This window comes from Alkalimonas sp. (assembly GCF_020831925.1).
GTDB lineage: Bacteria > Pseudomonadota > Gammaproteobacteria > Enterobacterales > Alteromonadaceae > Alkalimonas.
The window spans coordinates 1-12,104 of the sequence record NZ_JAFIFQ010000029.1 but is presented as its reverse complement, the minus strand read 5'-3'; the positions used below and the strand labels follow the sequence as shown (position 1 = coordinate 12,104).

The window sequence follows — 12,104 nt, the reverse complement described above, 5'->3', positions numbered from 1 at the left end:
CTGATTTCTGTTCTAATAGGCGGTATTGATGTCAACTTTGTGAAGCCTTATGTCTGAAGCACAGCACGATCCGAAATATCAACAGTTTGTGGAAGCCGCTAAAACCAATGGTGTGGTCTATGCGTTGGCAGAGGGTGAAGATTTGCTGGTGGTGGAGTCGGTTGAATTTGAAGAGACCGATGTGATCCCATTTTGGTCCTCTGAAGCCGATGCCAAAGCGCATTGCAGCGATGAATGGGCCGATTATCAGCCCGAAGCCATCCCACTGGATGTGTTCTGTGATGGCTGGTTAAAAGAAATGTACGACGATGGTCTTTTAATTGGAACCAACTGGGACAGCGAGCTGAATGGCCCGGAAGTGGAGCCGACGGTTTTGCTGGCAGCGCTTCGTCTGGTACAATAAGCGGTTGTTTTGCGCCTGTAGCTGCTTCCGATTGAACCAGCCGCAGGGCGCCGCTGTATAAAGGGGCAGATTCCCCTTGTTTTGGAAAAGCTATGTTATCTGAAGAAGCCATTCGCGTTCGCAGCGCACTTGAGAAAAAAGGTCTGGAAACTCCGATGCTGGAGACCGGGCTAAGCCGCGATCAGAAGTACCAGAAAATTTCAGCCTTGATGAAAGACGTGGTGCAAACGCTAGGTCTGGATTTGGCGGACGACAGTCTGGCCGAAACACCACATCGTATTGCTAAAATGTACGTCGATGAAATTTTCTCCGGCCTGGATTATCGCAATTTCCCGAAAGTCACTCAGATTGACAATAAAATGAAGGTCAAAGAGATGATCAAGGTACGGGATATCGGTGTCTCCAGCACCTGCGAACATCACTTTATTACCATTGATGGCACTGCCACTGTGGCTTACATTCCAGAGAATAAAGTCATTGGCCTGTCGAAAATCAACCGTATCGTACGCTTCTTTGCCCAGCGCCCTCAGGTGCAGGAGCGCTTAACCGAACAAGTGCTGGTGGCGCTGCAAACTTTGTTGGAAACCGACAATGTCGCGGTTAGCATTGAAGCAGTGCACTACTGCGTCAAAGCGCGCGGCGTGATGGATGCGAATTCCAAAACCCAGACCACAGCCCTCGGCGGCTCTTTCCGGGAAGATGCCCGCACCCGCGCGGAGTTTTTCTCGCGGTTGAGTTAATCCATGACTGGAAACTTAAATAAAGAAGGCAGCCGGTTGGCTGCCTTCTTTTTGGTGGCGGCTTTTCTCAGGCGCTGGAGCGTGCTTTGTACTGCTTGTGTTGCAAATAGCGCGCAGAAAACTCTGGCACTGGCATCGGCCGCTGAAAGTAATAGCCCTGAAAACAGCCACAGCCCATCTGGGTGAGTGCCTGCAACTGAGCTTGTTCTTCCACACCTTCGGCAATGACACTCAGGCCAAGGTTGTGCGCTAGTGAAACAATACTGCGTGCAATCAGCGCATCGTTAGGATTGCTTAGTAGATCCCGTACAAAGCTACGATCAATTTTCAGTGTTTGCAGGGGCAAACGTTTCAGATAGGCCAGCGATGAATAACCGGTACCAAAGTCATCCAGCGAAAAAGTGAGTCCCTGACTGTTCAGTCGCATCATGATATCGGCGACCTCACTGGCATTGTCTATCAACAAGCTTTCGGTCAGCTCCAGATGCAGTAAGTGAGGATTAAAGCGATAGCGCTGCAGACAATTAAGCAGGTCGCTGACAAAAGAAGGATCGCTAAACTGGCGTGAGCTGATATTGATGGCAAGTTGCAGTGATTGACTTAGTGGGTTGCTATGCCAACTGGCAAGTAATTGGCCTGCTTGCTCAATCAACCATCGCCCTATAGGGACAATCAGGCCGGATTCCTCGGCCAGTGGAATAAAGGTATCAGGCGGCACCAGGCCATGCTCTGGATGGTGCCAGCGCAGCAGAGCTTCGGCCCCGGTTAATTGCCCGGCCTGATCAAATTGTCCCTGCAAAAACAGCTCCAGTTGCTGCTGTTCGACGGCATCGCGTAAATCCAGCGCCAACCTGGCTTCGGTGCGCTGCTTCTTGGCAAGCTCAGGGGTAAATACCTGGTAATTATTCTTACCCCGCAGTTTGGCATGCTGCACTGCTGATTCAGCGTAGTGCAACCATTGATCAGGCCGCATACCGGGGCTTAGTAAACAGATACCAATGCTGACGGTCAGGCGGCAGCCCTGACGCTGACACCGGATGGGGTTGGCCAGCAGATTGAGTATTTGCTCTGCCTGCTCACACAAGGCTGGCAGCACTTGGGTATCATGGGTAGATAACAAAGGCCAGATAATGGCAAATTCATCACCGCCGACCCGTGCCAGCTGCTGCATTGAGCCCAATTGTTGTTTCAGGCGTTTGGTCAGCTCCAGCAGGACCTGATCACAGAAAACATGGCTGGTTGCGTCATTGAGCTGTTTAAAAGCATCGATATCCAGCAAGACAAGGCCATAGCTCATCGGGCTCTGGTGGCTGCTGCGAACGGTGTCGGCCAGGGCGTTTAAGAACGCTTGTCGATTGGGGAGCTGGGTCAGCGGATCGCGTTGTTGCAATTGTTGCAGCATTTTGCTTTGCTGCTGTTGAGCGGATAAATCACGCAATACGCCCAAAAAGCGTTTGCCATCCTGGTCGCTGATTTCGCTGACTCTAAGTTCAATTGGGATCAGCTGACCATCTTTGTGTTTGGCTTCCAGCTGACGTTTGTTGCCAACAACTTTCGGTATCTGATGTTGCTGGTACTGCTCCAGATAGCTGTCGTGTCGCTTTGCATGCGACGTGGGCATGATCAGGGCAATGTTCTGGCCTATCGCTTCGCATTCACTATAGCCAAGCAGTAGCTGCGCCGAGCGATTAAAGCTGAGAATTTTGCCGGACTGATCGGTGCTGATTACCGCATCCATCATATGATCCAGCAACTCCCTGGCTTCTTTATCGGATTGAAGGCGTTGTTGTTCGGCTTGCTTTTGTATGCTTATATCGTATAAAAAACCGCGCCACAACGTGTACTCTTGATCCAGTTGCTCCGGCTCGGAATGGGCGGCCAACCAGACCCAGTGTCCCAGGCGATGTTTTACCCGATATTCGCAGTGAAACATGCTCAGGTTGCAGCGTGAATGTTGAATATCTGTTTGCACGCGTTTGCGATCGTCTGGGTGCATGCGATCAAAAACTAACTCCGGTTTGGCACTCAACTCGCTGGCGCTGTAGCCTAAGATGGCTTCAACTTGATCACTGATGGCCGGCAGGCTATAACGCCCTAAACTATCAGCTTGAAATAGATAAAAAGCACCTGGGGTTAGTCTGGCGTATGATTCCAGCATGCTGCACCTCCTTGAAATGACTGGCGGCTAAAGCCGCCAGTGGGTTGCCTAGGCGGCGGATAAGCGGAACTGATGGGTCAGTTCCTGTTGCTCCAGCCCCAGTTGGCTCAGAGTGCTGCTGGTCTTGGCGGTTTCTTCAATGGCGACGGAGGATTGCTCGGTGGCTACCTGAATATTGGTCAGGCTGCGGTTGATTTCTTCTGCCACCGTGCTTTGCTGCAGTGCTGCAGCGGCAATTTGTTGGTTCATTTGCTGGATATTCTGGATATCCTTTAAGATGTTTTCAATGGCCTCGCTGGCATCATCAGTGGACTCAAACACTTCATTGGCCCGTTCGGTATTGGCCTGCATGGCTGTCATAGCGAGCTCGGCTTTACGTTGCAGGCGTTGAATGACTTCATTAATTTGCGTGGTCGAAGCCTGCGCCCGAGTCGCTAGCTGCCGTACTTCATCAGCTACCACTGAAAAGCCGCGACCCGCTTCACCAGCCCTGGCGGCTTCGATGGCTGCATTTAGCGCCAACAGATTGGTTTGTTCGGTGATGTTGGTAATCACATCCAAAATGGAACCGATGCTGTCGGCTTCGTCTTTGAGCTCGGCAATCGAAACGGCCGATTGATTGACATCTTTTGCCAACTGCTTGATACCCGTCATGGTTTTATCCAGGATCTGATTGCTGAGTTCGGCCTGTGTTGCTGAGTTGGTTGCTGCCATGGATGCTTCTTCCGCACTACGGGCAACTTCCTGCACTGTAGCTGTCATTTCATTCATGGCGGCGGCAACCTGCTCGGTTTCGACTTTTTGCTGACTTACCCCGGCGCTGGTTTGCTGAGAGATCACCGCCATTTCCTCGGTTGAGCTGGCTAGTTGAGTAATGCCACTGGACAGGCGAAGAATCAGCTGACGCAGACTGACCGTCATGCGTTGCATCGCATTGGTTAGCTGGCCCAGCTCATCCTTACGATCACTGCTTAGATCCGTAGTTAAGTCACCGGCGGCAATTTTATCCGCTACTGCAACGACCTGTTGCAGTGGACGCACGATTAACCGAGTGATCACCAGGGCTGCGACCAGGCCAATCAGCAGGGCCAGTAAGCTGGCGCTTATCAACATCCAGCGAACCTGTTGTTGTTGCTGTTGCATTTGTTCCAGCTGACGCTCAAGTGAACTTTCAGCACCAGTGACAACATTACGGGCTTGTTCAGTCATTTGCTGCTCAGAAGCATTGGTCGCATCCACTAAGCGGCGAAACTCGGTAAATTCGCTGCGGTACTGGTTAAGTTGACTGCTTGCCAGCGTTAATTGCTGACCAAGACCACCGTTAATGCCTGTTTGCTGCAACTGACTTATCAGTTGATCGAGCTGACTGAGTTGTTGCTGCAAAGCCTGATAATCCTGCTGTGATTCAGTTAATACAAAGGTGCGTTCCAGTCGGCGTGCTTCGAGCAAGGTGCGGGCCGCTTCACTGGCGAGTAGCGACAGTTGCAGTGCTTCAATACTGGCCTGATCGCCCTGACGCTGAATTTCATCCAGCGCTCTGCTGTTAAAGTCCTGCTCCAGTTGATTGAATACTTGCAATGCCTGACGGGCGCTTTGCTCCATTTGTTGTTGACTTTGCTGGCTGCGTTGTTCCAGGCTGGTATAATTTTGCAGCTCCTGTTGGTAGGCCCTGGCTTCCTGTTGTAGCGTTTGCATTAATTGAATGCTTTCTGATGTGGTAAAGGCGCTCAGCGATTGCTCAGCAATCTGCAGACTTTGATTGATCAGGGCATTGGCATCTTGAATATAGGCTTCATCCTGGCGCAGCATGAAGTTCTTTTCCTGCTGCCTGGCTTCACCAACTAAAATGCTGATGGTTTTCACCTTATTTAGCAGGGCAAAGCGTTCATTCAAGCTGCCAAGTGCCTGCAAACTTAACCAGCTAATGCCAACTAAGATGGCAAGAACTAAGCCAAAGCCACAGAGCAACTTCTTTTGTACACTCATATCCATAAAGACCTGGTTTATATTACGCATTCTTGCTATCTCCAGTGATTGTTCAGATATTTTTACTATTCTGCACACCAATCGGTTCTGAAGTAGATCGAAAAATAATCAAAAAAGGTACTAAAATACAGTCAGGATGATGATTTTATTAGGAAATAAATAATTAGCTATTTATTATCTATTTTTTCGAACGAGGAGGATGCTTTCAGCCAGCACGGATTGCATCAATGCTGGCTGGTAGGGGAGGCCATGTGTTGTTGCAAAAATGCGGTGGCGGCTTCAGCTGGCATGGGGCGACCATAGTGGTAACCCTGAATTTCATCACAGCCTAGTTGTTGCAATAAGCTTTGATGCTCAGCGGTTTCCACTCCTTCAGCAATGGTTTTTAAGCCCAGGCTTTGTGCCATCCGGATAATGGCAGTGACAATGGCGCGATCTTCTTTATTTTCCAGCAGTTCACGTACAAAAGACTGATCGATTTTTAGCTTGTTCAGATGAAATCGTTTTAAATAGCTGAGCGAGGAGTAGCCGGTACCAAAATCATCAATCGCAATCCAAATCCCTTTCTGGCGAATGGCATCGACTGTTTTGATGGCTTGCTCAGCATCCTCGACCATGGCACTTTCGGTGATTTCCAGTTCAATGCAGTGGGCTGGCAGCTTGGCCAGCTCAAGTTGGGTGCTGATGATATTAAGTAGCTCAGGCTGACGAAATTGAACAGGTGATAAGTTGATGGCCATCACCAGCTTGGTATAGCCTTGCTGGAACCATTTTTTTTGCTGTTGAATCGCATGCTGCAATACCCACTCACCGAGCTTGATCATCAAACCGCTTTGCTCGGCTACCGGGATAAACTCTGCTGGTGAAATAAAACCCAGCTCCGGATGTTGCCAGCGTAGTAGGGCTTCAAAGCCAGTAAGTTTGTTGCTTTTGAGGCAGAGCTGAGGTTGATACACCAGCTGCAGTTGATTGTGCTCAATAGCTTGTCTGAGCGCATTTTCCAACTGCAACTGTCGGTTGAACTGGCTTTGCATACCGGCTGTAAAGAAACAGTATTTGTTGCGGCCATCTTCTTTGGCTTTGAACATGGCGATATCGGCGTGCTTGTTTAGCTCAAAAAAGTTATCCCCATCGTTCGGGTAGATAGCGATGCCAATCGAGGCAGAGATACTGAGTGGATCTCTGGCAAATTGATAGGGCGTTTGCATGGTTTCAAGAATTCGCTTGGCCAACCTGCCTGCAGCTTCCTGATTGGTATCTGGTAGCAGCAAAATAAATTCATCGCTGCTAAGGCGGCTGAGAGTATCCTGGCTGCGGGTCATGGTTTGCAGGCGCTGGGCAGCCTGTACCAAAATTTCATCACCGACCTCGTGCCCAAGCGCATCGTTGATCTTTTTAAAACGGTCCAGGTCAATAAATAGCATGGCTATTTGGTGGCTGGCGCGTTTGGCTCGTTGAATGGCTTGTTCGGTCCGGTCAATCAGTAAAGTACGGTTTGGTAATTGAGTCAGGGAGTCAAAATGCGCCAGCAAATTGAGCTTTTCCTGATCTTGCTTGTAATTGCTGATATCGCTGAACAGGGCGACATAGTGGCTAAGCTGACCTTTCGTATCCCGGATTTGTGAAATACTTAACCATTCTGGATAAAGCTCGCCATTTTTGCGGCGGTTCCAGATTTCACCCTGCCAGTTCCCATGGCGTTGGATGGCTTGTTGCATGGCCTGATAAAAATCTTTGTTGTGTTTGCCCGAGGACAGCAACTTGGGCGTTTTGCCAATGACTTCATCACCGCTGAAGCCACTTATGGTGGTGAAGGCTTTGTTGACCAATAGGATGGTATGGTTTGGGTCTGTCACCAGCATACCTTCGGAGCTTTGCTCAAATAATTGCTCCAGCAGCTGCAGCCTCATCTCAGCCTGCTTTTGTGTACTGATATCAATATGAGTGCCAACCGTAATTGCGGATGGGCTGCCATCCTCGTTCCGCAGGGTGCGGCCACGCGATAAAATCCATACCCAGTGACCATCTTGATGGCGCATCCGGAACTGACTTTCGTACATGCCATCAGGCTGTTGCAGATAGTCAATGAACGCCTGACTGGCAGGGGTCACATCATCTGGGTGCAGCAAGTCCAGCCAGGCAGCCGACAGATTATCCTGGCCAGACTGATCGAACTGATCCCTGCGTCGTCCCAGCATACTAAAGTATTCCTGGCTGCACTTTAGGAAATTTCGGCTATGATCGTATTCCCAGCCACCGGTATTGGATGCCTGCACAAAAGACCGGTAACGTTGTAGCGCGTTTTGTAACTCTTCGGTTCGCTCAGCTACCTGATGTTTAAGTAAGCCGCGCTGACTGCGCAGTTGCAGGTAGAATAAGGCAAAGCTATAGAGCAGCAGGCTGGAGAAAAGCGCAAACATAACCTCAAGCCAGAAAGTTAGCCGTTCTTGCAAAGTAGCCTGATAGTGCATCTCCAATTGCCAAGAGTTGTCAGCTAATGCCAGTGTAAATGCAGTACTGCCTGGAGGCAGATTAGCGTGCTGCCGTATGATTTGACGGCGTTCATCGGCATCGTAACGCCACAGCTGGTAGGCATAGTGGCTCTGTTGGAAATAATCACGGTGCAGGCTATCCAGTATTGGATCAAGCCGCAAGGTGACATTGATAAATCCCTGGAAGCTAGCTCCATCCGATTGCTGAAACAAAGGCAAGCGTGCCACTACACCCTTGCCGCCTTGTACCAAAGGGAAGGGCCCGTTCAATCTTAGCTTACCAGCTGCTTTAGCACGCTCTGCCTCTTTGCTTTGCTCCGGGTGAGCAAATAAATCAAAGCCAAGTAGCTGCTGATTGCCTTCTAAAGGGTAGACATCGTGTATTACTCCATCTGGAGCCAGTGAAATCGCAAGAATATCAGGATAGTAACTCAGCAGCTCTCTGGCATAGGCTTTAAACTCGATTTGCTCTGCGCCAGCCTGGTTGATGCCGGCAGCTATAGCATAAGCCGCAGTGAAGCTGCGTTCCAAACGAAGTTGCAACTGATTCAGAAATGCCTGGGCTGTCTGGTTCATTGTCAGTTGCTGACGTTGGCTGCGCTGGGTATCCAGGTACCAAACAAAAGCGCTGTTCAGCAGCAAGGCTGCCAGTAAAGTGGCAATGGCTAACGGATGATATTTATGCCGCGACAGTTTGCGCAGCGTATTCATGGTGTTGTGATCTTCATGGGGACTAATGCGATTATCGGTAATGATAAGGTGTTCATTGCTTGGTGAAAGTTTTGTTGGTTTCGCTCAGTATTATAGACCAATCAAGCATTTAATGCTGGTAAAAGATCCATTTGCACTAGCGGTGCGTATCAGCCAGACTAAGCGGATAGCAGTTTTTTTTAGGAGAGCATAATGAAACAATGGTTATTGGCAGTCGCTGTGACTGCGGCCTTCAGTGGCCCAGCCCTGGCAAGTCAATGCGGCGCTGTGTTAGGCCACTCTATGCAGCAGCTCAATACCCGTGAAACGGTCGATTTGTGCGAGCAGTTCAAAGGCAAAACCTTATTGGTGGTGAATACGGCCAGTAAGTGCGGTTTCACCCCACAGTTTGAAGCTTTGCAACAATTGCATGATAGTTACAGTGATAAGGGTCTGGTGGTGCTTGGTTTCCCATCCAATGACTTTCGCCAGGAGCACAGTGATGAAGCGCGCACGGCTGAGGTGTGCTACTTAGATTATGGCGTACAGTTTCCAATGTTTACCACGACCTCGGTGCGTGGTAGCAGTGCCAATCCGGTATTTCGCGCCTTGATCGATAAAAGTGGCAAGCAACCCTCCTGGAACTTTAACAAGTACCTGGTGAGCGCGGACGAGCAGACGGTGCTGCACTTTGGTAGCCGTACCAGCCCGACCGATGCCAGCTTTATTGCCGAGCTGGAAAAGCTTTTGGCGCAAGGCGGTTAAGCTTTATTGATCCTGGCTGACAGTAAAGCCTTCATCAACAGCGGTAGCGTGATGCGTTGCCGCTTCTCGTGCCAGTTCATCACAGCGCTCATTTTCCGGATGGCCAGAGTGGCCTTTTACCCAGTGCCAGTTGATCTGATGGCGCTGACTAGCGGTGTCGAGCCGTTGCCATAGATCCTGATTTTTCACTGGTTTTTTCTGGCTGGTACGCCAGTGGTTGCGTTTCCAGCCTGCCAGCCATTGAGTAATGCCAAGTCGCACGTACTGGCTATCGGTAAACAACTCAACCTGACATGGCGACTTCAGGGTTTCCAGCGCAACAATGGCAGCTAGCAGCTCCATTCGATTGTTGGTGGTTTGCAAAAAGCCAGCACTTAATTCTTTTTGATGCTGTTGATAGCGCAGTACGATGCCATAACCACCAGGACCAGGGTTGCCAAGGCAAGAGCCATCTGTAAAGATGGTGACGGTTTTTTGCATACAGATGTCCTTGAATGAGTTGGCTTCGCAGGCAAGTAGCGCAGAGCAGAGGCTTAGTTGTTATAATTTACCGTAAAAGCGATGGTAGCGGAACCTCAGATGGCAAAACGTCAAATAGTACTCGATACAGAAACAACCGGTATCAACCCTAAAGAAGGGCATCGAATCATTGAGATTGGCTGCGTGGAACTGGTGAATCGGCGTTTTACTGGCAACAATTACCATGTCTATATCAACCCGGAGCGGGACATTGAGGCTGAGGCTATTGCGGTGCACGGTATTACCAATGAACGCTTGATGCACGAGCCGAAGTTTCGTGATATTGCCAATGACTTTTATCAATACATTCAAGGGGCTGAGCTGGTTATTCACAACGCAGCCTTTGACGTTGGTTTTATTGACCACGAGTTCAGTATGCTCCGGCCAACCTTGCCACCTGTGGCTGGCTACTGCGCTATTCTGGATACCTTGAAGCTAGCGCGGGATCTGCATCCAGGTCAGAAAAACAATCTGGATGCACTTTGCCGTCGCTACGATATCAACAACAGTCATCGCACCTTACACGGGGCTTTGCTCGATGCTGAGATCCTGGCGGATGTTTATCTGCGGATGACCGGTGGTCAGGTGAGTCTCAATCTGGCGTCAGAGCAGCAAGACGATAGTCGTGGTGAACGGCAACCGATACAGATCCGACGGAATGGAGCCTTGAAAGTGATTGCTGCCTGCGAGCAGGAATTGCAAGCGCATCAGGAGCATTTGCAGCTTATTGCCAAAAAATCTGGAGCTGTGTTATGGCCAGAGCACTAAATTGTTTGCTATGCCTGCTGGTATTGTTGAGTTGGACGGTATCTGCTCAGCCGGATCCGGAGTCGGAACCAGAGCTAACTATGGAGCAGCTGGAGCAGCTGGAGCTTAGTTTTCCAGAGCTGCTGGAGGATACTCCTTTTGATGTTGGCTTTGAGATGTTGCAGCAACTGCCAACCCGCAACCAAATTTCGCTGTTTGAAAACCGCTTTCGAATTGATGGCGAAGTAGATGATATTACCTTACTGATGTTTCGCCGGCCCGGTTCTCCTTCTGTGATTCTGGTGCGGCCGGATGGCAGCAAGATCAATGTTCGTAATGCTGAAGAGCAGCAAGTAGAATGGCATGCCAGTCGTAACTACGATTTGATCAATATCCCCCGACCGATGGCGGGTCCGTGGCAGGCGCTAGGGCGCATTTTAGCGGAAAGCCGAATTATGGTGCTAAGCGATATTATTCTTGATGTCGATCCCTTGCCCGAGCACCTGATGAGTGGTGAAACTCTGAAGGTGACAGCTCGTTTGCAAAACGCTGGTGAGCCAATCAATGCGCGGGATTTTCGGGAAATCCTGACACTGGATGTGATTTTTATCAGTACCAACAACCCGGAGCACGACAATTTTGGTCGTGGCATTGTACAGGTAGCTCAATTTCGGGATGACGGCCGGGGCTTTGATGAGCGTGCCCGGGATGGAGTTTTTACCGGTGAGTTTCAGCTAAATTTTGCTGCCGGGGAGTGGATCCCTAAATACTTGGTTAAAACACCGCTCTACATCAGGGAAGTAGAGCAGGCTCCGGTCTTAATTCATCCTTTACCGATTAAAGCGGAGCTAACCAAGGCGGAGCACACGGATGCGAAGCATCAGCTTAACTTTGTAGTAGTGAATGAAAAGGTCAAGGCCCAAAGCCTTATTGTGCAAGGGCGGGTGCGTTACCCTGATGGCGATACTGAATCCTTTAGCTTGCAGCGACCTGAGTTTGGAGCCCATCGTTTGCAGCTGGATCATCGCGGCTACGGTAGCTACATGATTGAAGCCCAGGCATTTGGTGAATTATACAGTGGTCGCGAGTTTATGTTGACGCTGCCAAACGTGGATTTTTCGGTAAATCTCGAAACCTTTCAGGCTCCTGAGCTGGAGCGTCTGCCTGAGGAGATCCTGGCAGAAGAAGCCGCCAGAAGAGAGTTGGAACAAGTACCGACATTTCCTTGGGGCTGGGTTATCAGCGTGAATGTTTTCATTTTATCGATAGGTGGTTTTTTTATCTGGCTCATGCTCACCGGTAAATCAATACGTGATTTGTTACCAAAGAAAAAAGCCGCAGTGGCAGCTGACAACAGCAAATCGAAAAAAGACGGTGAGCCTAAACAGCAAGGCCCTGCCGCAAAAAATGACGATTTGGACGATATTCTCGACTTATCCTTACCGGATGATTAAGCTTTGCGCAATTGCGGCCAAAAAGGTGTTGACGCAGAAAACCCGAACCCTTATCATTCCCGCCGCACTGCAACATCCCTGACAAGATGTGCTTTGCACCTTGGTTTGGAGCGGTAGTTCAGTTGGTTAGAATACCGGCCTGTCACGCCG

General features: G+C 49.8%; 9 protein-coding genes. 5 read left to right on the top strand and 4 right to left on the bottom strand.

All coding sequences use genetic code 11. The features are described from left to right. Positions 1-49: 49 nt before the first annotated feature. Together JJU14_RS10370 and folE are read left to right on the top strand one after the other, a co-directional pair. Positions 50-403, top strand: coding sequence for a DUF2750 domain-containing protein (locus tag JJU14_RS10370; RefSeq protein ID WP_091337782.1), 354 nt, complete (start codon positions 50-52; stop codon positions 401-403). A gap of 92 nt (positions 404-495) precedes the next feature. Next, positions 496-1,143 carry a GTP cyclohydrolase I FolE gene (gene folE / locus JJU14_RS10365; RefSeq protein ID WP_228613243.1) on the top strand — a complete coding sequence of 216 codons (648 nt, stop codon included), beginning with the start codon at positions 496-498 and terminating at the stop codon, positions 1,141-1,143. A 67-nt stretch (positions 1,144-1,210) separates the two neighbouring features. Here the strand turns inward: folE and JJU14_RS10360 are convergent, their stop codons facing one another. The 3 genes from JJU14_RS10360 to JJU14_RS10350 form a co-directional block, all read right to left on the bottom strand. Beyond that, positions 1,211-3,301, bottom strand: a complete 2,091-nt coding sequence (locus tag JJU14_RS10360) for a bifunctional diguanylate cyclase/phosphodiesterase (RefSeq protein ID WP_228613241.1) — start codon at positions 3,299-3,301, stop codon at positions 1,211-1,213. 48 nt (positions 3,302-3,349) lie between these two features. Beyond that, complete coding sequence (locus JJU14_RS10355) at positions 3,350-5,317, bottom strand: methyl-accepting chemotaxis protein (protein ID WP_228613239.1); 1,968 nt, start codon at positions 5,315-5,317, stop codon at positions 3,350-3,352. A 194-nt stretch (positions 5,318-5,511) separates the two neighbouring features. After that, positions 5,512-8,490 carry an EAL domain-containing protein gene (locus JJU14_RS10350; protein ID WP_228613237.1) on the bottom strand — a complete coding sequence of 993 codons (2,979 nt, stop codon included), beginning with the start codon at positions 8,488-8,490 and terminating at the stop codon, positions 5,512-5,514. Between the two features lie 192 nt (positions 8,491-8,682). On the opposite strand from JJU14_RS10350, the gene JJU14_RS10345 reads away from it, so the two are divergent. After that, positions 8,683-9,234 (top strand): glutathione peroxidase, encoded by a 552-nt coding sequence (locus JJU14_RS10345; protein ID WP_228613235.1) that lies wholly within the window; start codon positions 8,683-8,685, stop codon positions 9,232-9,234. Positions 9,235-9,237: 3 nt separating this feature from the next. Here the strand turns inward: JJU14_RS10345 and rnhA are convergent, their stop codons facing one another. After that, the gene (gene rnhA, locus JJU14_RS10340) at positions 9,238-9,714 is read right to left on the bottom strand and encodes a ribonuclease HI (RefSeq protein WP_228613233.1); all 477 of its coding nucleotides are present in this window, start codon (positions 9,712-9,714) and stop codon (positions 9,238-9,240) included. Positions 9,715-9,813: 99 nt separating this feature from the next. Here rnhA and dnaQ point away from each other — a divergent pair, with 99 nt between their 5' ends. Together dnaQ and JJU14_RS10330 are read left to right on the top strand one after the other, a co-directional pair. Continuing rightward, entirely contained in the window at positions 9,814-10,521 is a 708-nt protein-coding gene (dnaQ, locus tag JJU14_RS10335) for a DNA polymerase III subunit epsilon (protein WP_228613231.1), read from the top strand. Further along, the gene (locus JJU14_RS10330; protein WP_228613230.1) at positions 10,506-11,954 is read left to right on the top strand and encodes a TIGR03503 family protein; all 1,449 of its coding nucleotides are present in this window, start codon (positions 10,506-10,508) and stop codon (positions 11,952-11,954) included. The genes dnaQ and JJU14_RS10330 overlap by 16 nt, the downstream gene beginning before the upstream one ends. Positions 11,955-12,104 lie beyond the last annotated feature (150 nt).